We start from the raw sequence: 22493 nt of genomic DNA on the forward strand, positions 1-22493 counted from the left end.
AGCCTTCCCCATACTGCCTGCCGGGGGACTGACGCCGAAAATCAAGATTCACGGAAAATCGAAGATTTTCCTGTTCACGCACATCTTCGATGTGCAGCGGGTCGAAGACCTTCGAGCAGTCCCCCGGCAAACGCCGGGGGGAAGGCAGTGGATCGGCGCTCCCTCCCTGCGATCAGGAGGGAGACATCTCAGAACAGAATGAGAATCGTCTCATCAACGCGACCGTCGAGAGAGGTCACCGCCCCTCGACCGCCCCGTCCCTCTCCCGCCGCCCGGCCACGACGAAGAGAACGGCGACGGCAGAGGCGAGGAGGGCGGGGGCGAGGAATCCCACAGCATAGCCGGCGCTCCCGATGACGATGCCCGCCACGAGAGGGCCTGAGGCGTGGCCGATGTCCATGATCGAACTGAGGGCGCCGACAGAGGCGCCGAGTTCCTGCCGCGTCGCGATGTCGGCGACGTACGCCCCTGTCGAGACGGTGACGAGAGAGACGGCAAGGCCGAAACCGACGGCGACCGCGGTCACGACCGGCGCGGCGGCGGAGAGGGGGACGGCGGCGATACAGGCGGCGACGGCGAGGAGGCCGAGCACGATCTGCGTCCGCCGCCCTGTCCTGTCGGAGACCGCCCCGAAGAAAGGTTTGGAGAGAGCGATCGCGAGCACCTGGAGGGCGAAGAGGAGACCAATAAGGTACTCCGGCGTCCCGGCCGCGACGAGGTACAGGGGGAGCCAGGTCTCGAAGATGCCGAAGGCGAAGTAGGTCGCCATCTCGACGAGGGCCGTCGAGAGGAGGAGACGGTTCTTCCCGAAGGAGGCGAGGCTCTCGCCGAAACTGCGGAGGGAGACGGCCCCGCCCGCGGCAGGCCGTGCGTCCGGGCCGTCCTCGATGCGGAGTACGAGGAGGAGGACGGGGACCGCGGCGAGGAAGGCGGCGATATAGACGAGCCGGTAGGGGAAGAGACCGGTCGACGCCGCGAAGGCCGAGAGGACGATCCCGCCGACGAGAGGGGCGGCCGTCCTCCCGGCGAGGGTGGCCGAGGAGTAGAGGCCGCTCATCTCCCCCTTCCTATCGGGGTACCGGGAGAAGATGATCATCGCGGCGACCGGACCCAGGATGGCAGTCGCAAGGCCGTGGAAGAACCTGACAGGGATGAGCCAGAGAGGGTCGGCGACCAGGAGGTACAGCAGGGGGGCGGAGAGGAAGACGAGGGCCGACGCAGTGAGGAGGCGCTTCGGCCCGATGCGGTCTGCCATCACCCCGACAGGGAAGGAGAAGAGGATGCCCGCCGCCGGGGAGACGGCGGCGATGAGGCCGATCATCGCCTCGTCCGCGCCGAGGGCGCTGGAGAAGAGGGGGAGCACCGGATTCTTCGAGATGGTCGTGGAGAAGATCGCGAAGAACCCGACGACCGAGAGGTACGTGATGAGGGAGGGCCATCTCCGGCCCTGTACAGTCTGCTGCACCACCATGTGTCACCAGGATACAGGAAAGTGTACCCCGGCGGCCTAACAACCTATCCCTCCTTCTTCTCGTCCTTCACCCTGTACTCCGCGTCATAGACCTGCTCGCCGCCGCCCGACGGCGCCGCGGCCTGGTAGATCGTCGTCCCGGCCTCCTGCAGGACGGACCTGAGCCTCTCGGTCGCGGACTTCACGGCGTCCATCTCCTTCCCGGCAAGGGCGCCCTTCAGGTCGGCGACCGCCGCCGCCACCCTCTCCTTCTGGTCGGCCCCCATCTTCTCGCCGAGATCGGCGAGGGTCTTCTCCGCGGCATAGACGAGGGAGTCGGCCTCGTTCCGCGTCTGCGCCTCCTCGACCCTCCTCCTGTCCTCGTCCTCGAACGTCTCCGCCTCCTTCACCATCCTGTCCACCTCGGACCCGGAGAGTTTCGTCGGGGCGGTGACCGTCATCTTCTGCTCTCTTCCGGTGCCGAGGTCCTTCGCCGAGACATTCAGGATCCCCGAGGCGTCGATGTCGAAACTGACCTCGACCTGCGGGACACCCCGCGGCGCCGGCACGATGCCGACCAGGTTGAACTGGCCGAGACTCGTGTTGTCAGGCGCCATCGGCCTCTCCCCCTGGAGGACGTTGATCGTCACCGAGGTCTGGAGGTCGGCGGCGGTCGTGAAGACCTGCTTCGCCCGCGTCGGGATGGTGGTGTTCCGCGGGATCAGGGCGGTCCTGACCCGGCCGAGAGTCTCGATGCCGAGAGTGAGGGGCGTGACGTCCAGGAGGACCATGTCGGTGATCTCGCCGCCCAGGATCGCCCCCTGGATCGCCGCACCGATGGCGACGCACTCCATCGGGTCGACGCCCCTCTCGGGTTTCCTGCCCGTGTGCTCCTCGACGAAGCGCTGGACGGCCGGCATCCGGGTCGGCCCGCCGACCAGGATCACCTTCCCGATCTCCTCCTTCGAGACTTTCGCATCGCTGAGCGCCTGCTCGAAGGGGGCGGTGCACCTCTCGATGATCGGCGAGACCAGGTGTTCGAGTGTCGCCCGGCCGATCTTCATCACCAGGTGTTTCGGCCCGTCGGGGCCGCCGGAGATGAACGGGAGGTTGATCTCGGCCTCCTGCACGTTCGAGAGTTCGATCTTCGCCTTCTCGGCCGCCTCCCGCAGGCGCTGGAGCGCTGTCGGGTCCTTCCTGAGGTCGATGCCCTCCTGCTTCCTGAACTCCTCCGCGATCCAGTCGACGACGGCGGCGTCCATGTCCGTGCCGCCGAGCGCCGTGTCGCCCGCGGTGGCAAGCACCCGGAACGTCCCCTCGCCGAACTCCATCACCGTGACGTCCAGGGTGCCGCCGCCGAAGTCGAAGACCAGGATCTTCTGCTCGCCCCCGCGGTCGAGACCATAGGCCATGGCGGCGGCGGTGGGTTCGTTGATGAGCCGCACCACGTCGAGGCCCGCGATGGTGCCCGCGTCCTTCGTCGCCGTCCTCTGGTTGTCGTTGAAGTAGGCGGGAACGGTGATCACCGCCTTCGCGACCTTCTCGCCAAGATATGCCTCGGCGTCCCTTTTGATCTTCTGGAGGAGGAAGGCGGAGACCTGCTGGGGCGTGTACTCCTTCCCGCGGATGCGGTAGACATGGTCTGTCCCCATCTTCCTCTTCGCCGCCATCACCGTCCCCTCCGTGTTGGTGACGACCTGCCGCCGCGCCGGTTCGCCGACGAGCATCTGCCCTTCCTTCGTGAAGGCGACGTACGACGGGAACATCTTGCCCCCATAGGTCGCCCCCTCCGCGGACGGGATGATCGTCGGTTTTCCGCCGACCATCACCGCCGCCTGGCTGTTCGATGTCCCGAGATCTATGCCGATGATCTTCTCCTTCGTCATCTGTCTCCCCCGATGATGATGGGCAGGTGCGCCCGCGGCAGATAAGGGTTGCTGATCAGGGAGACGCCCGCCGATACAGGGGGCCCTCCTGCACGGCCTCGCCGAGGGCGACCAGGTCGGCGAGGGCGGCGAGGAGTTCCTCCGCCCCGGCCCGGATATCGTAGCGCTCCTCCAGGGCGGCGGCGACCTCCGCGGTCGATGCAGGGCGATCGAGCAGGACTTTTCCGGCGAAGCCGACCAGGTCCTCGTGGGCCGCCCACGGGTAGGTCACCCACCGCCAGTCGCCGACGTAGCCGGCATAAAAGTCGGGCAGGACGGCTGAGGTGCCCTTGTGGTGGAGGACGGCGGTCCTGACCTCGCGGGGCGAAAATCCTTCCACGTATCCGGTCGCGAGGCCGAGGGTCTCCCCGGTGTCGGTGACGTCGTCGACGATCAGGACGGCGAGGCCCGCGACGTCGGCGGCGAGGGGGTAGCGGATCGTCGCCTCCTCCTTTTTTTCGGCGCCGAGGCCCCAGTGCTCGATCTTGATGCCTGTCATGGCGCCGATGAGGAGGGAGTCGCAGACGATGCGGGCCGGGACGTACCCGCCCCGGCCGATGGCGACCACCACGTCGGGGCGGTAACCTGAGGCTTTGATCTTTTCGGCGAGGAGACGGGAGAGGCGGGCGGCCCTCTCCCATCCGACCATCTCGCAGCGGAAGGAGTCGGGGATCATCGCTCCCCTGAGGGGGTGGGGGGATATAAAAGGTGGGGGGTGTCGGCGGCGAGACCTATTTCTTGAGCAGATCGGTGAGGATGTTTTTCGCCAGCGCCTCCCTTTTTTTCACAAGAGCCTCTTTCTCTTCGCCCGCGGGGAGAGAGGCGATCGTCGCGTCGAGTTCGTCCACCTGTTTGCGGCAGGTGTAGTCGTTGTAGAGTTTGATCCCCTCGGCCAGGAGTTCGAACGATTCTGTCTGTTTGTCGGCGACGCCGAAAAACCTGGAGAGAACCGCCGCACTCGCCGCGGTCGGTGCAAAGGCGGAGAGTTCGTCGTGGGGCGTACCGTCGAGGCTGACGACGATATAGGGGACGTCGCCGGCATAGGGTTTGCCCGCCATATCGACGACCCGGCCCCTTCCGTCGACATGATACTCCGTCAAAAAGGTCTCGTCGTAGCGGTCGACGTTTTCATCCGAGATCAGGGCGAAGCCCGAAGGGACCGGGACACTTCCGGGCAGCCAGATATCGAGGGGTTCGGATGCGGAAAATTCGGGGCTGCGGTCGAATGCCATCTCTCCCACAGATCCGATCAGGTTCGTGACCACGCCGGCTGAAAACAGATAGGCGGAGTACGGCAGAAATACCGGGATCGCCGCTGCCGTGCTCATCAAACCCCCGAACTTTTCGAAGACCGCTTTCGGGAAGTCGTCAAAGACCATGGTCAGATCGAGGGTCAGGGACCGCTCGATGAGGGCTGGCGAATAAAAAACGACCGGGGTGCCTTCGTCGGAGGCCGAAGGCCGGGAAAGGCGCTTTTTCCGGGAGACACCTTTCGCCAGATAATGTATCGCACGGGGTCTGGCGTCGTAGGTGAAGGAACTCCTGACGGCCGAGGTCACGAGCATGTCCGACCGATCCCCCAGGAGTTTTTGTGGGTACCGGCCGGTATAGACCTCCCGGATCATGATGGTGAGAGGTTTTCCCATCCCGATCGGCTGAAACGGAACAATGTCGGGCGCAACCGCATTTTCCGGCGTGAGGTCCCCGGTAGAGAAGCGGATGGACCGCGTGCTTTTTTTCAACGACAGGTCACGGTAAAATTCCGTCAGCTCCCCGGAATCCACTTTTTCGTAGAGTTCGTCCCTGGTTACAATCGCATTCCCCTGCGCATAATAGAGCATGAGCGATCACCTCACGGATTCATGATATAATGGCGATATATATATTCCAACCTATTTTTCTTTCGCCGCCGGGGGACACCTTCATCCCTCCTCCGGCCGATGCCCTGCCATGCAGTACACCGAAGGCAGGGTGGGCCGGGTCTTCTCCCTGCGGATCGACGACGGCGAGGACGTCCTCGCGGAACTCACCCGCTTTGTCGGGGAGAAAGGGATCGCCTGCGGCATGGTGCAGGTGCTCGGGGCGCTGAGGGAGGGGAGGATCGTCACCGGGCCGGAGAGGCCGGTCTTCCCGCCCGTCCCCCACCTGGAGACGGTCGCCGGCGGCTGGGAGATCGTCGGCACCGGCACGATCTACCCCGGCGGGGAGGGTCCGGCCCTCCACCTCCATGTCGCCGCCGGGAGGGGGGAGGCGACGCGGGCGGGGTGTCTCCGGGAGCGTGCGGCCGTCTACCTCGTCGTGGAGGCGGTGGTCGTCGAGTTCGTCGGGATGGCGGCAGAGAGGGCGCTCGACGACCGGACGGGCGTGCACCTCCCGGTCTTCGGGGGAGGGTGAGGAGGGGGGTGCCCCTGTACTCTCCGACTTTCTGGGGGGCGAAGGGAGGGGCAGCCGTGGGAGACAGGGAATTTTCCTCTGTTCCCATACATACAAACCGGGAAAAAAGCGGAATGTGTATATGGATTTGAATTTTTCAAATATCGATGAATAATTACCCCAGGAACAACCCAGTACGGATATTTTGCACATTTATTGGGGCATTTTTGCTTTTTGTCGGCACGGCGAGCGCTGCCGTCCCGGCGGCATCATTCACCGCCGACCCGACGGAGGGCGTCGCACCCCTGGCCGTGCACTTCACCAATACCTCCACCGGCGACCCGACCGGGCTGATCTGGTTCTTCGGCGACGAGGACTACACGGAGGACTGGACACCTCTGCCCGACGCCGCGTGGTCGGCGCGGAGTTTCCCTGCGACGGTCGCCCTGCCCGACGGCACCATCGTCCTCATGGGCGGCCGTGAATTGTCCGCCTACACAAACGACACCTGGCAGTCGACAGACGGCGGCAGGACGTGGACGGAGGTGAACGCAAGTTCGGGGTGGACGGCACGGGGCGGCCATACGACGGTCGCCCTCCCCGACGGCACTATCGTCCTCATGGGCGGATACGACGGCACCGCCGAACAGAACGACACCTGGATCTCGACCGATAGGGGCGTCACCTGGGAGCAGGTGAACGCGAGTTCAGGGTGGACGGCGCGGCAGGCCCATACGGCGGTCGCCCTCCCCGACGGGAGCGTCGTCCTCATGGGCGGTTTTGACGGCACCGGCTTCGTGAACGACGTCTGGCGGTCGGAGGACGGCGGCTTTACGTGGACGAAGCTGCCTGACGCAGGGTGGTCGAAAAGGATGTACCCGGAGAGCGTCGCAATGTCTGACGGGAGCATCCTCCTCCTGGGCGGTTCCTGCGGCGGTCCCACCGGCGGATTACGCAACGACACCTGGCGCTCGGAGGACGGCGGCAGGACATGGACGGAGGTGCCCCGCGCCGGGTGGACGGGACGGATGTACCCCGAGAGCGTCGCGCTTGCCGACGGCAGCGTCCTCCTGATGGGAGGGTACGACGGCGGGTATGCGAACGATGTCTGGCGGTCGACCGATGACGGCGCCACCTGGACACAGGTGCCCGATGCCGGGTGGATGGGACGGGGCGGCCACACCTCCGTCGCCCTGCCCGACGGGAGCGTCGTCGTCATGGGTGGTTCCGACGGCACCGATAAAAACGACGTCTGGCAGTTCCGGCCAGCAGGCTCGACCGACCAGGACCCCACGCACACCTACGAGGCCGCGGGCACCTACACCGTCACCCTCCAGGCGTTCAATGCCGGCGGGTCGACGCGGGCGACCCGCGAGATCACGGTCAGGGCACCGGTCGCGCCGACGGCGGCGTTCTCCGCCTCCCCGACCGCGGGCACCGCGCCCCTCACCGTCCGCTTCACCGACACGTCGGCCGGCGACCCGACCGGGCGGGCCTGGTTCTTCGGCGACGAGGACTACACGGAGGACTGGACATCTCTGCCCAACGCAGGGTGGACGGCGCGGTACGCCCATACGGCGGTAGCACTGCCCGACGGCACCATCATCCTCATGGGCGGATACGACGGCACCGCCTGGAAGAACGACACCCTGGTCTCGACAGACGGTGGCATGAGGTGGACGCTCCAGAACGCACGTTCGGGGTGGACGGGCCGACTCTATCCCGGCAGCGTCGCCATGCCTGACGGCAGCGTCGTCCTCATGGGCGGGTGGGACGGTTCCCGCCTGAACGACACCTGGCGGTCGGGCGACAAAGGCAGGACATGGACGGAGATGAACGCAAGTTCGGGATGGACAAAGCGCAATGGTCATGCGGTTGTCACCCTGCCCGGCGGCAGCATCCTCCTCATGGGCGGCTGGGATGACACCTATAGAAACGATACCTGGCAGTCAGACGACAACGGCAGGACATGGACGCTGGTGAACGCGAGTTCGGGGTGGTCGGGACGGTTCGACCACAGCAGCGTCGTGATGCCAGACGGCAGCATCCTCCTCACCGGCGGCATAACAGTGGACGGGAACAAGAACGATGTATGGCGGTCGGACGACAACGGCAGAACCTGGACGCAGGTCATGGCACGTGGTCCCCTGTGGACGGCCAGGAGCGGCCATACGACGCTCGCGATGCCAGACGGCAGCGTCCTCCTGATGGGCGGCAACGACGGCACCGATAAAAACGATGTCTGGCGGTCCACCGACGGCGGCACAGCCTGGACGCACCTGCCCGATGCCGGGTGGACGGAAAGGATCGGTCATGCAGGCGTCGCAATGCCCGACGGGAGCGTCGTCCTCATGGGCGGTTCCGACGACACCGGACTCGTGCACGACGTCTGGCAGTTCCGGCCCGCAGGCTCGACCGACCAGAACCCGTCGCACACGTACACGACGCCGGGCACCTATACGGTCACGTTCCAGGCGTTCAATGCCGGCGGGTACGATCGTGAGCAGAAGACCGTCACGGTCAGGGCGCCGTCGTCGGGCGGCGACAGCGGCGGGGACTCGTGGACGGCACCGGCGGCGCAGACCCCGTCCACACGCGACGTCACCGTGAGCGGGAGATCGGCCGTGACCCGGATCGCCGTCACCGGCACCGGGACCTCCGGGATCATCATTACGGCCACCGTCCTCTCCGCACCGCCCGCCGGTGTCCCGCCGGTGCCGGGCAGCGTACTCGAGTACGTCGACCTCGTGCCGCGGCGGTACACGAACATCACCGGGGCGACGGTCACCTTCTCCGTGCCGCTGGCGTGGCTGGAGGAGCACCGCCTCTCCCCGGCCGACGTCGTGCTCTACCACTATGCCAACGCCACCTGGACCGCCCTGCCGACGACGGCCAGGGCGACCGCGGACGGGCAGGTCACTTTCACGGCGACGAGTCCGGGCTTCTCCCTCTACGCGGTCGCCGGGATAGAAAAGACGGTCGTGACCCCGACACCGGCGGAGACGACCTCGCCCGCAACGCCGGCGCCGACGGCGGAGGAGACGACGGCCGTGCCGGCGACGCAGCAGGCCTCGCCCGGACTCCCGCTCGCGGCGATCGCGATCGGCGCCGGGGCCGTCCTGGTGCTGATCGGCGGCGGCGTCCTCATCAGGCGCTGGTGGATCCACAGGCAGAACCCGGCGCTCTTCCGGGAGTATGACTGATTCCCTTTTTTTCCCGCACCGTCACATGCAGGTCTTCATTCCTTCTCCTTCTCCTCGACCGACCGCACGAAGGCCCTGATCTCCTCGACGGAGAGGAGGATGGCCTTCGCCTTCTAGAATGCTGCGGCAAATATACAGGAGTACTAGCAGGTTTAAAGGGATCGGGAACGTCGCTTTCGGGCTTGCATAGTTGTGGAAGACGCAGGATTCTGGTGACACGAGAGGCAAGGGCGCCAGGATCATTGTGACCACGAACCGGCCTCTACTCACCCACCCAAGGGAAGTGTGAAAGAAAACAATCTGGAGAATATTTTTGATCTTCAAGGGGCACCAGCAGATGCCAGTGGAGGTGCGGACCTCACTCGGTGGGGATGCAACCCCTTTCACCAAGGAAAATGTCAAGGGATCAAAAAATAGGATTATCGCGTTTATTTTCTATTTGATTAGATTTGAGGAATTTTTAATCTATATCATCAAATACAATCGTTTTTCCATTTTTATACCACTGGCGGGTTCTAACGTGAGATTGAATATATTTTATTTTGATGTTTTCGCCGGGATTAGGATAGGGTTCCCAATTCCTCGTTTCAAGTTCTTCTAAGCATGAGATTATTACTTCGCCTGCGACCTTACCAAGGCGGACGGGAACTGCATTTCCGACTTGAGCATATTGTTGGGCCGTAGCCCCAACAAATTCCCATTCATCAGGAAACTCTTGAATCCTAGCATATTCTCGGAGCGTTAGTGCACGGACTTCTTGAGGATGGCAAAGAGACGTGGAAGCATGAGTTGGCAGCGTCATCAGTGTCGGACAAGGAAGGTCGTAACTTAACCTCCTCCACCATCCCGACCTGCCACCTGTCGCATACCATGCTCTCCCCATGGACTCTTTCTGTTCTTCAACAGTGAGACTCCGCCAGTTTGAGCCCTCAGGTACTTTGTTGAGATAATATTTTTTTCTAGGGCTGAAATCTGATATAACTGGATCTTCTTCCTTTAGATCCCCTATTGCATCTCTGAGGGTCTTCCAAGGTTTAAGATCTTGAACCTCTGAGTTGAGAGTTTTTCTCTGACCATCGTTTGCCTGAGGAGAACCATGGGTGGGTTCTGGGAAGTTAACTTGGGCATGATATCTATTCCCAATGAAGAGGACTCTCTCGCGGATCTGAGGAGCCCCATAATTGACAGCATTTACCCCAAAGCAGTCAAGACGATACGAACTGCCATTAATTTTTTTTAGATCCTTGGCAAAACGGTGGACAAAAGATCCTGGCTTTTCATCATCTTCAAGGGGTGCCCCACCGAGTTCAGGCCTTTCTGCAATGGGTCTATGCCTCAGAGCAGCAGACATCAGTCCCCTTACATTTTCTATAAGGAAAAACCGAGGTTGAATGTCCTTGATGAAACGTAAATATTGCCATAGCAGTGTGCCACGAGGATCTTGGAAAGTTCCTCTCCTACCGGCCGTGCTAAATGGCTGACACGGTGGCCCTCCAGCGATTAGATCCACTTCTCCAGATCGGAGACCAACAGAGTCTAATACCTCCTTTGGAGTAATATTGCAAATATCTTCCTCAAATATTTTCAGATCCTTTGACAAAAGACCTTTTTTTTGGTTCAGACGTATTGTATCACAAAAGACTTTCTCTTTTTCTACGCAAGCGATTATTTCAAATTGGCCTGTGCACTGGAGGCCGAGGTCAAGGCCCATTGCTCCAGAAAATAATGATATTACTTTGAACTTAGTCTGTGAAGGCTTGGAAGTAGGGGGGGTTTGACCGAGCATTCTGTCACCAATACGGTAAAAACTATTCAATAATCATTTTATTCAGTGTTTAAAGGCATTGTGCCTATTCATTATGATTTTTCAACATGAAGTATATGTCGCAGATGTCTTTGAGGGGGCAGGTATCTCCATAGCAACCCCGGTATGTACATACAACCGCGCCAAAATCTATTAGAGCATAATTAAAATCGACATGGCGACCCTTTGGGATTAATGTCTGGGCCAATTTGATCGTTGAATCTATACTCGGTTTATCACCAACAGAACTACAGAATACTCTTGATAGGACTCTCTGGACATTTGAATCAACTACAGGGGATGGGATGCCCATACCGAATGAAAGGATACATCCTGCAGTATATTCACCAACATGAGGTATGGATAACAATTGGTCTTTGGACCGGGGAAACTCACCTTTGAAGGTATTTACGAGACATCTGGCTGCTCTTACCAAGCCTTTTGATCTCTGCTCGTACAGGCCGATTGGTTTGATAATTAATTTAAGTCCATCTATATCGGCATCTGCTAGGGCGAATATGTCCGGATATTTTGTAATAAATTCATGAAAAACCCTAGTTGCAGCTTTACTTGTTGTTCTTTTCAGTAATAATTCCGCAACAAATATTCTATAGGGATTACGATTTTTTCTCCATTCAAAGTCCCTTTTATATTTACTCGACCATTCTAATATAATTTGAACAAAGTATTTTTTTTGGAGAGTATCTTTGTCCATCACAGAATTATGATTAATAGAGACTCTATTTTGAATTATCCATATATAAATCAAAAGAGTAGACAAAGGTTCCAAAACCAAGGTGGCCATTCCTCATCCAGACAGGAACAAGTTTACGGTTGAGGGCTAAAGCGTCAGTGGTCTCCTAGGAGCTGTTCACAGATGTAGGCGTCGATCTTTGGATAGGAAGGGACTGGAACTCGTCAAAATATCCAATCTGGAAACCAATCCCTATCTTCCTCTGCATATAAAAAGAGGCCAAGACCACTTTTGATATAATCTGTGCTGATACTCTCATTACCTGGGCACGTAGACCATTGTATAATTACCCTCCCGAAAAACACATGGCCTATCCTTATACCGAAGGAGAGAGAAGAGGTAAACTTCCTTTTTCTCTCTCTTGAGAGCGGGGTGTCTCCCTGGGGAGACTTCAATGACCTTAACATCCTTGTCCCCTTCGTAAGGGGCGAGGTCTAGGAAAATTCTGTCCTTGCCCCACCGACCGATTTCAATAATTGTACCGTGGAGGTCATTTGGCCAGTCTTGATTTGGTGCTCGATAACGTGCTTTCCAATATGGGGCACATACTGGGCGGTAAAGACAAAGGGAGCACGTTTTCGGCGATGGCTTTGCAAGTGAAGAGAGTGCTTTCCCTTTGTCTGTGGAAGTCACCGTATTGTACAGTTGACCTTTGCGAGCAAGGCGTAGGCCTCCTTGAGGAGACTCTCACACTCGTCTTGTGTAAAAGGTATTTCTATTTCTTGTCCCCCGTTTGCAACAATTTTCAAAATCGTGGGCCACTTTCTGTACTGTGCGTGGTAGAGGGCAGCGTAATATTTTAGTTGGGAGGTGTAAGTGCCGAGGTTATCTCTCTTCTCAGCAGGAGGGAGCAGTACCTTTGACTTATAGTCAATGACCTCGATAACGCCGCCCTTGTTGTTGATACGGCCAACCCGGCCGGCACACACCCCGTCTCGTGTCTCTAGCCAAAGTTCGTCTCCACAGGGGGGCCAAATAGGAGGAGACCACTGCCATTTCCGGATAAAAGAGGGTTTTATGTCCTGTACTGCAAGCCAACACAATTCTTTTTTTTTGTTCATAGTTACGTACAGACTGAGAGAGCGGGACGAGATGTGCCTCAGTCCAAGACTGTACCAGCACTTTTTCCTCATTTTGCACACACCGCTCCCAGACCCGTTCGAAGTCATTCCTTGACCCCACGTGCTCTCTTCTCGCAGACTCCATGGCGCTGTGGACGGTCCTCCCTAACGCTGCGCCAGCAAAAGTTGGGAGTGGGGGTTTCTGTCCGGCTGCAGACCACACCGCCCTGAGCGGGCACTCTCGATAGGCCAGTAAGGTACTCGGCGTGATGCGTCGTAGTGGGGCTAATGGTGGGGTTATGGGGAGGACACCAGGTCTCATTGGGGCAGGTATGTCACGGACTCTTCTACTCTCCCATCTAACTCCTCGTTAAACTGTGAATAGCACCAACTCGGCCGGCGCAATAGGTTGAAGGTGTCTATACCGTGCGGCGTGTACCCCTTTCTGATCACCTCTGAAACCGCCGTGTTGAAGATCCCTGTCCTGATGCGCCTGTCCCAGAGCGGATGGTGGACGATGAGGGCGTGGACCACACCGTTTATTTCTCGAGTGAGATATGGGAGTTTGACATCTTCTGGGGCGTAATATTCAAATCCATAGAGTCTCGCAAAGCGCTCACCCTCCAGTTCTGCTGTCTTGCACCAGTCACAGAGCTCAGGGTATCGTCTATAGTCAGACTCTGTCAGGCCACAGGTGTACGAAGGGTCGTTGAGGGCGCGTAGATACGCGAGACCGAGGCGCCAGTCCAACAGGCCATGGTAGGACATGTTCCTAAAGGACATGAGACACTGGTAACACGCCGTTCTGCACGGAGGAGTAAGTTCATCACCATATCGGTGTCTATCGGACACTAGTCTACCCATAAACGAATCCGAGTCTGGTGGAGTGTTGAGGACTTCATTCATGACGCTCTTCCAGTTATCAAAGGTCCAACTTGCAAACCCAGACCCATTCGGTAGGCTGTCACTGAGGACAACTTTCCCAACGACTGATGTGTCATCAGTTCTCGTTGGCTGTACCCGACATATCTCAAGTTCTTCTGGGTCGATATCGAGCATCTGTGCGATGACCGCTTGGACCAAGAACGCGGAAGAGTAGACGGCAGCCTTTACTCCACCACCTGGAGACAGGGGGTCGAAGTTTAGCCCTCGGGGCACACGCTGTGGCCCAAAGCTCATGACATTTGTGACCTTTCTGGTCCCTATTGCAAGTTCTTCGATCTCCTCAGGTGAAGGTCTATCATTTTCATTCACTAATTTTTTGATATAGGGCTCTGCTATCCACTGGGGTTCAAGGTTGACCCAGCGGCCTAATGAATCGACCTTCTGTGACGTCTTGACAATAGCCCCTCTGAAGTAATGTGGAATGTTCCCCTGACGGTTGTCGTTGATCCGCCAGACCTTCGCCTGGTCAGAGAACTCAAGGTGATAGTTAGAGAATGGTTTCTCCTTTTTAGGTTCCATTTTTTCTGCCGTAGTAGAGACCATACCAAAATACGGCTCGTCCTCCAGGGAGTCCCGTCCTTCAGAGAAGTCTGTCCTGAACCCAGCAGGCGTCACGACTTTTGCGTACTCAATGTCCCCTTCGATCGCCCTGTTACATGCTTGGCAAGTCTCAGGTGCGCCTACGTCATCTTTAGAAACAGAGATGTTCCCACAGACCTTGCACCGCGCCACCCACCTGATAAATGGTATAGGGTCTGAGTCGTCACCTGAGGGAGCCATCCAGTGTTTATTTCCAGTTGCCCAAAGGGGGGCAGAAAAACCAACCGACGTGTGTACTGCCTTGTCTTTGGTCTTTTGAGCACCAGGAGCGAACTCTGTTATGGCCATCGCTATGTCTCGCTCGATAGTCCATGGGCTCTTTGAGCCCTTGGGTAACTGGTGTATGAGGGATCTCACCCGCGAAGGCATGCCGTACATCGGGAGGACTGCCGCTTCAGCAAGACGTTCAGCGAGTCCTTCGCCAGGCAACTCATTATCTTGTGCGATTTTATCGAGATTTTGTGGCAGTTCGTCGCTGAGATAGTCTAGGAGTTCTCTCTTCTTCTCTTCGCTTTTCTCAGTGATGTCAGTCAAGGAGGATATGACTTCCTCCCGGTAAGGGTCGTTCTTCAGCCAGTCCTTGACCTTTAACTGCACTTCACTTTCGTTCCATTTATCTGCTTTTCCAAACTCACCATGGGCGTCCCTCCCGCTTGGGCTGTCAGCCCATGTGACTCCCGCCTCCTTAAACGCCTTCCTGAGACACTCCTTTGCGAGAGCCCTCTTGCGTATCTGTTCTTGATCTTCCCCCATGGTGAGGAAGGGTGCCGGTGGACGGTCACCTGTGATGTGTTTGGGGTACCGGTAGTGATAGTCGTCATGGCTCCGACCCCCTCTACAGAGGGTGAGGACCGTAGAAAACGCCTGGCCCCGGCGACCTGCACGACCTGCTCTCTGCTGATAGTTGAACCGTTCTGGAGGCATGTTCGCCAGCATCACTGCCTGCAGATCTCCAATGTCAATGCCGACCTCCATGGTCGTAGTGACGCTCAGCATGTCGACCTCGTCGGCTTCTGGGACTTCGCGTGGCCCTAAACCATTCCCCTCATTGATGAATATGTTGCGGAACTGTCTCTGTCGTCCGGGTTGGTCATCGGTCTGTCCGGTCAGTTCCTCACAGTGGAGGCGTAAGAGAGGCCTCCCTGTACGTGTCAGAGACGAGTAATAGTTCTTATCCCAGATCTCTTCACACAGTCCAGTAGGGTCTTCTGGGAGTGATGTCCCACAGTTTGTACAGACGCCACCTGATCTGTGGAGGTGGGGGCGCCCACAGTTTGGACAGTCCCATACAGGGTCTAAGGCGGAGGCGACCCTAAAAGTCAGGTTACTTGTGGAGATCATCCCTTTATGGTGCCCAGATACCCTAAGCGCATTCAGGACTTCTTCACCGAAATTTTCTATCCCGCGTTTTTCGACCTGCCCATTGTTTTTGGCTACTGCTTCGACCCATCTCTTAAACCTCCCAGTTCGCTTTCCGCCATTCCGATAACCATCCCAGTCATCTTTTTTAAAATCAGAGCCTTCGTGCCTGTAACAGTCCCCAAGGACGCGGAGGGTCGCATCGCAGGTCTCACGGAATGAGATGGTGCTTATACCCAACCTTTTCGCTGCCTCTTCTACATATTCATCTTTTAGGTCTGCCTTGACGATCCCGAGGCCCGACGACTCAAACCCGAAGTATATCCTACCGAAGAGGAACTTGCAGACTTCTTCACGGACTTTTTTCTGTGCGATGTACCTCGCCCAGACCTTCTCATCTGGGAGACGGGTCCACAGCCCCGTCTTAAAGTCATACACTTCCTTCCAAGGGACATCTTTGGCATGGTCATCTTGGTTAACTTTGTACTTTTGGGCGCTTTTGTCTGGTCCTGCAGGGTTTATTCCAAGCCTGACGAGACGGCGCACAAGGCTGCCGGGGTCGAGGGGATCTAAAGCCCCGCTGCCATCAGGGGGGTGGACGAGTTCGTAGAAGTGGACTTCTCGTGAAGTCCCTCCATCACGGATGGTCTGCAACCTCTCTAATGCCTCAGTGTAGTCTTTACGATTCTTCTGGCGCTTGGCCGGAGATGACCCTTCCTCGGGATCGTATTCTCTGACAGTGATGAGGTCATCGAGTACTTCACTGAGGAAGTCATCGTCCTTTTCAAGGTATTCTTTGGAGGCTGGACAGAGGAATGCCGGGTTGACGTCGCCCTTAGCGCTGACCTCGTCATAATGGGCTTCCAGGTCTTCGAGAACCTGCGCTTTTCCTTTTACCCTTGTCCGGAGCTCTTCAGCAAAGGCTTCTCTGAGTAACTGGAGATAGTGATTTCGTTCGACACCGATTGCCGTCCTTGCAGCCTCTTCCCGGCTGTCAGAGAATGTTACAACCTTTTTGAGGTCGTCTGGGAGCTGGAAAAAGAGTTCATCGGTGAGCAATTGCGTCATCTTGGCGTAACCAGTCCTGAAACCCCTGATAGGCGAGACCTTTTTTTTGCTGTGCTGGTAGTCAGTACCGCACGCGGCACATCGGGTAGGCAGAGCGGATACAGAGGCTAAGTTCTTTGGATATCCCCTGATTCCAACAGGCTGCCGCTCACCTTTTTTGCATACTTGAAAGAGGTACCCAGTCACCCAAACATTCTCTTCTCCTGACGGAACCTCATGGCTACATTTTACTTCGCCTGACCTGGTGTCGAGCATTGCCTTCGACCACAGTCCATTATATTTAGGTTCATCTTCGGTGTCTCCCTTAGAATCGTCTTTATAGTCCCTCTTTAGTGGCCATTGCCCATTACCATCATAATCATCATCATTTATAGACTGGCTAGGGCCGTTCGGCCAGAATACTGCGTAATCAATATACTTTCTCTTTTCAACGATCTGGACTGCACCTTTGTCTGGGAGTGCTTCGACATCTGGCTCGACCGGTAGCATCTCAAGACCTTCCTCAGTGGTGAGCCTATTCCCCCCGAGGTAGACCGTCCCGCAGTTCTCGCAGTACAGTAACTCGAGCACCCTGCTAGGGTCTTTTCCCCGTGAGGTCAAGTGTGGTTGGGTAAAGAGTTGGCCGACAGGTCTCCCATCAGGTGTATCTCCTTCAGGCCGTGTAGCAGCCCAGAGCCCGTCCAAGTTCCTGAAGAGCCAGTGGAACCTGAAGGCCGGGAGCGGGGACGATGCACCATATTTCTCCTGGACATACTCTGCGGTATCTCTTCCTGAAATCGTTTCGTCCCTTAACTCTGTGCACAAGCCCCGCACAATGAAGAGGCCACGGACAGCGCTTCTTACTTTTTCAGACTCGATCTCGGACCCAAAAATTTTTCTCCCAAAGTCCTCGAGTGACACAGCCCGTGTCCTCTGCTCATCATTTTCAATCTCAGAGCACGCAGTGCGTACTCGAGACCGTAGTTTGAGACCTGGTGCTTCGAGTTGCGCGAGGAGGGTGACCCTCTTGTCACATTCCTCCATCCCAATGTTCGAACTTGTTGCCTTTGCGATGTGCGCAGCGGCGTCTGCCCATACCGCTTCAGGCACCGTTTCGACGGACCCAGCACAGTCTGCCCCTTGGGAAATGGTGCAAAAAGCTTCGACAAAATCTTCTCCGAGGGGTCCAGCTTCCCCAGGACCAAACTCATCTAAAACCTCTTCCACTCCATTGATAACCGTGAAACGCTCTTTTTCAGCCCCAAAGAACTTATGGAGGAATTGAAGTCCTTCTTCTTCGTCTCCCAAGGACGCACTTGAGCCGAGCACCCGGAGTTGGGGACTGTCAGGGGTGAGCCCAAGACGCAGGAGGAGGAGCCGCAGGAGGTACGCGACCTCGGTACCTGCTGTGCCCCGGTAGAGGTGTATCTCATCGATGATGAGATGGAACACATGGCCCGGGTCTTCTTGGAGCCACTCCCGCGTGGACTCGAATATATTGTTCTCTTCCTCTCGCATCATCATGATGCTGAGCATGGAAAAGTTCGTGATCAGTATGTCTGGGGGCATGTCCTGCATGTCCCAACGGCAACGCATCTCACCCCCGTCTAAGTGCTGGAAGAAGTACTGATCTTTTTGCCTCTTCTTTTCATCAGGGGTGCCAGGGGTGGCTCCTCGGGCGTGTTCCCGCACCTGCTGGGATGTCGTATCGATCTTCTGGAGTTTTTCTACGAGGGAATCGACTTTGTCTTTATTTATCCCCCCTCTTTCACCGGGCTCGTTGTACTGGTGCCCAGGGACAGGAGTGATACCGGTGTACCTGCCAAAATAGAAATGGTTCCCCTGCCGGTGCTTCCTGAACCATTCTCGTGCGGCATCTGAGTCTAAAGCTCTCCTGAGCCTTGATAACTGGTCTTCGACAAGTGCATTCATGGGGTAGATGAGCATGGCCCGCACCGCAGCAGGCCGACCGGTGTCGGGGGCAGATCTCTCATTTGCCCTTTGGGACACCCAACAAATCTTTTCGCTACGGAGCAGGTCATCTCTCCATACTTTGATATCATTATCGTCCTTCCACCAGTCGTCCTGGTGGTCGAGTGGTGTGGCAGGTTTTTTCCATATCTCTGCACTTGAGGACTCTCGGATGAGTTCTGCAAAGAGAGGGAGTAAGAAGGCTTCTGTTTTACCTGAGCCCGTACCTGCGGTGATCACACAGTGACGCCCACCATTCAACGCCTCCCGCAGCATCTCTAACTGGTGGGTGTAGAGCGTGAGCCCGTCTTTGAAGAGTCCACAGGAGACAAGTTCCTTGAACTCTTCGAGTTGCTCTGGCGTGAGTGCATTACCAAGGTCTTCTGGAGAGAGTTCTATTGCCCCGTCACCGTCTGTAGCCCGGACCATCTTCCCAGAACTCTTGTACACTGGGAGGGGCTCAACCCAGGAGTCTTGACACAGCACTGCAGGGTCATGGAGGATCTCGTCTCTCTCTTGGTTTATTGACTCAAAACGAGTCCCGAAGGCAGTACCGATATATTTGATCACATCTTCTTTTACTTCGTCAAATGAATTGATTGGGTCAATCATACTGTCACCAGACCTTGGTTATCTAAACTGATTTTTTTCTTAATCTCCCTCTGACCGAGCTTTGACGCTATTTGAGATGAGTACTCAGGGGGGACTCCTCGGTATACAGAGACCGGGAAGTAGGGGGGTATGTCCCCGAGAGCACTGTCCCCAGTAGAAGCAGTAAGAGGAACCGTTCCAGAGCAGAGTGTCGCAGCACGCGAGAGGAGCCGGGGGAGGGGCAGAGACGCTGGGACGATCAATAACTGCTGTCTCTCATCGTAGACCATCACCCGCCTCTCTGAAAAGGAGAGGGCGATGTACCTCCCCCAATCTCGGTCGACAACTGCTGCGGCGTCGTCCTTCCAGAACCAGTGGCGCCTCTGATATGTTACCGGGCTGATATACTCAACAAGGCCACCAGTCTTTTCTTCTGAGTTTTTCCGCTTGAACGCGAGGTTTATCGGAGAGAACTCATTCCTTGCCCAATTTAATTCGTCCTCCCTACGACGGTCCCAGGACAGGTCTTGCATGTATTCAGAGAGCCCGGCACAAAAGCATAAGAGTGCCCACGCCGCAGGGACGTCAAGAGAGTCCTGGAGCCTACATTCACGCGCTAGATCTTTCAGGAGATCTTTTTCAAGTCCATCTATGAGTATTGCAGACGGAAAAGTGGCGACAGTCACTTGACCTCTATTTCTACGATACTCGATGATACGCTGTGGCGTCTCGGTCAGGTTTAAAGTGTCGGAGTGATTTTTTATGAAGGACTTGACCTTGAGCAACATCTTAGGGTCACGTACCCCTGTGAGTACAGCCCTGTGTACCCCCCCTCCCGGCAGTGCGACTAGTGTAGGAGGACATGGATACACCTTGTTGTCCTCAAAGTCAAACTCACAGTATCCTATAGCATCAAGTAGCCTGACCGCTTTCCTCCGGATATTCTTAAAGTCCCCTTCGTTTTCGTGAGTATTTTCCTTGAGACAGATTTCTGTAAATACTTCATCGAACATTTTAATGGACATCTCGCCATAGGTGCCAAGTGCGGCTAAGAGAAGGTCAGACATTCCTAGCCACTTCCATATATTTTGACCATTTTTTTCGCAATTTTGGGATCTTAGGAGGGGCATTTCTCTTTCTGTTCACCCAAACAGATTCTTTCCATAACTTGAGGGTTTTTCGGCAAGTCGTTACTGGAGTCCCCTTTGGTCTGCTGTTCTCATCCCCTGGTAAGCCGCAGTAGTGGACGTCTCTAGTATTTCTCCCCGTCTTTGCGAGTGCCCAGACTGGACTCCACTCTGTGGGCAGGGCGTCATTTGGCCAACACGCGACCATACCTGGTTCAGGCCCAAGAAAAGTGATAGAGTCGGACAAATAGGTCGGTGCACCGAGGGGTACGTTCCCAAACTCAGATACATCGACACCGTAGACGACCACTCCTTGGGCGTATCTTAGGGGCTGACCTTCCTCATCGCACTTCAGCAGGTTACCCTTTGAGTCAATCACCGGTACTTTACTGAAGTCTTCGGCCAGTTCCGGGTCCACGAGGTGTATCGTCCTGCTACTGCATGCTTTTTCCCCACCGACAAGAACATCGATAGTAATTGGTTCACCCTTCTTGTAGCAAGAGGGGATATCCCACTGCATCCCCTCGACTTGTTTTTGGGGGATCTCTTTATCGTTGGCCGTTACAGTAACATCACCGCTGCTACCGTCTACAACAATAGTGGGCGGTGCGAAGTGTAGGAAATTATTACTGCCCGCAGAGAGGCGTATCCCCCCGGCCAGCCTGAGCCTGATCTCTTTGGGGAGAGTCAGCGGATCGAATCCCTTACACTCGTTCTTAGCGTTCTCTCCCCGGAAGAGTGACCAACCCTCTGGAAGACCAGAGGAAGAGACCTGTTCAAAGTTTTCTGTCTCACTCTTTCCCCATGAAGCAATCCTTTGTTTGACAGAGTCGCAGCATGCTACAAGGAATGGACAGGCACGTTCTAAGTGCTGTGCCTCGACATAGGTGTCAGGGAGGTTTTCTCGCCCACCAGGTAAAAACACACGAACATTTGCGGGCCGGAGTACAACCTTCCAGTTCATCTCTCGGTCTACAAAAACTGCGCCTTTTGACCAATCGAATAATTCAGCCTTTAAGATATCTATTCGCCCGTCTTTTGAGGTCTGTAAAGGTCTTGACCACCCAGCCTTGTTTGTTTGATGACTTGAGAAGACCTCATCCAATAACCGTTTTTCAATAAGGTGAGGGGCCTCACCGACCTTGAACTCAAGCCCATCTTCTGGGAACACCACGTTGTCTGGGTTTGCCTTAAATCTGATATGGGAAGAGAAATCGCCGGGCACTTTAGACAGACAGACCCTTGCATATACGTTTACCCAACGCTGTCCCCTCTGGGATGTTGCTGCCAGCGTGTCCTGTCCCTCAGTTCCGGTCTCAGGCACTGTGCCGTCCCATCTATCAAGTTCAGAAAGCACGAGGTCTATCAGTGCACTCAGCAACGTATTTTCTTGGCCCCAATTTGAGTTCAATAATTTTTTTGTCCGACTTTCAAATAATGGCTCGCCATAACGTCTAAGTTTCAATTTGAGGACATCTTCTGTCGGGGGGTCTGTAGGGTCAAGCCCAGCTCTTGAGAATATGATTGGCAGTTTTTTTCTCTCATTCTCCGAGAGAATGGTCTGTGCATAGATGATGCCGACATTTCTGTGACCACCTCTCCTCATTATTGTAAAACGACCATAGGCCTCCCCCTTTTTGACTTGACTCCATATTTGTAAATCTTTCCAGAGACAACTGATATAATCGCTAAACAAAGCGGACATATTGATATCTTGATCGTCACCGACAAGATCCTTGAGCCTGGGATAGTATGCGTTTCTATCATAGTCCCCATCTATTGTAGCAGCACAGACAAAGAGGGCCAAGTAGGCGATATAAGGAGGAGGTTCTGAGTCCGTCTGCTTGCCATAACAGTACGTCTCATATGCTGTTTTGCAGATATTTTCAGAAGTATTCCGCACAAAATCGGGCCCTCGTACTAAACACCGGACAAAATCATCAAAACCTTCATCATAAAGTTCACCGATTCCGTTGATTATATCTTTGTTTACGAAAATGATTACGTTTTTTCCTGCGTTGTCCGGATTAAAAAAATATCGGGCAATATGTTCATTCCAATCAAGGTAGGTGAGAGGCATGGTTTGGAATTATTTTGCATGGTATATACATCTTGTCAATCTTTTTGCAAATATAAGCCTTAGAAATGCCCCAATTATATTTAATACACGGATATTTGTCTAAATTGGATATCGGATGTAAAGGAATGAGAGTTTGAGAGATGGGGTGAAGGTAGGGGAGGGGGTGATGCCTGCTAGTCTTGGACACCACAACTCTCCCATGA

Annotated in this window: 12 protein-coding genes and 1 pseudogene; 2 read left to right on the forward strand and 11 right to left on the reverse strand. The window is 56.1% G+C overall.

From position 1 onward, the window contains the following. Positions 1 to 235: 235 nt before the first annotated feature. From BP869_RS08605 to BP869_RS08620, 4 genes are read right to left on the reverse strand one after another with little or no spacing between them, the layout of a single operon-like run. The gene (locus BP869_RS08605) at positions 236 to 1471 is read right to left on the reverse strand and encodes an MFS transporter (RefSeq protein WP_342678732.1); all 1236 of its coding nucleotides are present in this window, start codon (positions 1469 to 1471) and stop codon (positions 236 to 238) included. A gap of 44 nt (positions 1472 to 1515) precedes the next feature. Then, complete coding sequence (gene dnaK / locus BP869_RS08610) at positions 1516 to 3336, reverse strand: molecular chaperone DnaK (RefSeq protein ID WP_342678734.1); 1821 nt, start codon at positions 3334 to 3336, stop codon at positions 1516 to 1518. 55 nt (positions 3337 to 3391) lie between these two features. Then, entirely contained in the window at positions 3392 to 4051 is a 660-nt protein-coding gene (locus BP869_RS08615) for a phosphoribosyltransferase (protein ID WP_342678736.1), read from the reverse strand. A gap of 55 nt (positions 4052 to 4106) precedes the next feature. Then, complete coding sequence (locus BP869_RS08620) at positions 4107 to 5216, reverse strand: hypothetical protein (RefSeq protein WP_342678738.1); 1110 nt, start codon at positions 5214 to 5216, stop codon at positions 4107 to 4109. Positions 5217 to 5325: 109 nt separating this feature from the next. Between BP869_RS08620 and BP869_RS08625 the strand changes: the two genes are divergently transcribed. Then, complete coding sequence (locus BP869_RS08625) at positions 5326 to 5769, forward strand: PPC domain-containing DNA-binding protein (RefSeq protein WP_342678740.1); 444 nt, start codon at positions 5326 to 5328, stop codon at positions 5767 to 5769. 206 nt (positions 5770 to 5975) lie between these two features. Then, a complete protein-coding gene (locus BP869_RS08630; RefSeq protein WP_342678742.1) occupies positions 5976 to 8951 on the forward strand; it encodes a Kelch repeat-containing protein in 2976 nt (991 codons plus the stop codon). Positions 8952 to 9411: 460 nt separating this feature from the next. Here BP869_RS08630 and BP869_RS08635 read toward each other — a convergent pair whose 3' ends face one another. The 7 genes and pseudogenes from BP869_RS08635 to BP869_RS08660 form a co-directional block, all read right to left on the reverse strand. Next, positions 9412 to 10737, reverse strand: a complete 1326-nt coding sequence (locus BP869_RS08635; RefSeq protein WP_342678744.1) for a DNA cytosine methyltransferase — start codon at positions 10735 to 10737, stop codon at positions 9412 to 9414. Positions 10738 to 10801: 64 nt separating this feature from the next. Beyond that, positions 10802 to 11470: a hypothetical protein gene (locus tag BP869_RS08640; RefSeq protein ID WP_342678746.1), complete on the reverse strand. Its 669-nt coding sequence runs from the start codon at positions 11468 to 11470 to the stop codon at positions 10802 to 10804. 668 nt (positions 11471 to 12138) lie between these two features. After that, a complete protein-coding gene (locus BP869_RS08645; protein ID WP_342678748.1) occupies positions 12139 to 12642 on the reverse strand; it encodes a hypothetical protein in 504 nt (167 codons plus the stop codon). Between the two features lie 22 nt (positions 12643 to 12664). Further along, positions 12665 to 12892 (reverse strand): annotated as a pseudogene (locus BP869_RS11815) (PD-(D/E)XK nuclease family protein); the annotation flags it as partial. Continuing rightward, entirely contained in the window at positions 12889 to 19104 is a 6216-nt protein-coding gene (locus BP869_RS08650) for a DEAD/DEAH box helicase (RefSeq protein WP_342678750.1), read from the reverse strand. The gene BP869_RS08650 and the pseudogene BP869_RS11815, both read right to left, overlap by 4 nt. Then, a complete protein-coding gene (locus BP869_RS08655) occupies positions 19101 to 20150 on the reverse strand; it encodes a hypothetical protein (RefSeq protein ID WP_342678752.1) in 1050 nt (349 codons plus the stop codon). The genes BP869_RS08650 and BP869_RS08655 overlap by 4 nt, the downstream gene beginning before the upstream one ends. Beyond that, complete coding sequence (locus BP869_RS08660; RefSeq protein WP_342678754.1) at positions 20143 to 22290, reverse strand: hypothetical protein; 2148 nt, start codon at positions 22288 to 22290, stop codon at positions 20143 to 20145. Before BP869_RS08660 ends, BP869_RS08655 begins: the two co-directional genes overlap by 8 nt. Between the last annotated feature and the right edge of the window lie 203 nt (positions 22291 to 22493).

The organism is Methanofollis sp. UBA420 (assembly GCF_002498315.1).
GTDB lineage: Archaea > Halobacteriota > Methanomicrobia > Methanomicrobiales > Methanofollaceae > Methanofollis.

Excerpts from the sequence above, each read along its gene's own strand:
- BP869_RS08640 (WP_342678746.1), bottom strand. The coding sequence starts at position 11,470 with ATGGACAAAGATACTCTCCAAAAAAAATACTTTGTTCAAATTATATTA.
- BP869_RS08655 (WP_342678752.1), bottom strand. The coding sequence starts at position 20,150 with ATGTCTGACCTTCTCTTAGCCGCACTTGGCACCTATGGCGAGATGTCC.
- BP869_RS08625 (WP_342678740.1), top strand. The coding sequence starts at position 5,326 with ATGCAGTACACCGAAGGCAGGGTGGGCCGGGTCTTCTCCCTGCGGATC.
- dnaK (WP_342678734.1), bottom strand. The coding sequence starts at position 3,336 with ATGACGAAGGAGAAGATCATCGGCATAGATCTCGGGACATCGAACAGC.
- BP869_RS08605 (WP_342678732.1), bottom strand. The coding sequence starts at position 1,471 with ATGGTGGTGCAGCAGACTGTACAGGGCCGGAGATGGCCCTCCCTCATC.
- BP869_RS08650 (WP_342678750.1), bottom strand. The coding sequence starts at position 19,104 with ATGATTGACCCAATCAATTCATTTGACGAAGTAAAAGAAGATGTGATC.
- BP869_RS08635 (WP_342678744.1), bottom strand. The coding sequence starts at position 10,737 with ATGCTCGGTCAAACCCCCCCTACTTCCAAGCCTTCACAGACTAAGTTC.
- BP869_RS08620 (WP_342678738.1), bottom strand. The coding sequence starts at position 5,216 with ATGCTCTATTATGCGCAGGGGAATGCGATTGTAACCAGGGACGAACTC.
- BP869_RS08645 (WP_342678748.1), bottom strand. The coding sequence starts at position 12,642 with ATGAGGAAAAAGTGCTGGTACAGTCTTGGACTGAGGCACATCTCGTCC.
- BP869_RS08660 (WP_342678754.1), bottom strand. The coding sequence starts at position 22,290 with ATGCCTCTCACCTACCTTGATTGGAATGAACATATTGCCCGATATTTT.
- BP869_RS08615 (WP_342678736.1), bottom strand. The coding sequence starts at position 4,051 with ATGATCCCCGACTCCTTCCGCTGCGAGATGGTCGGATGGGAGAGGGCC.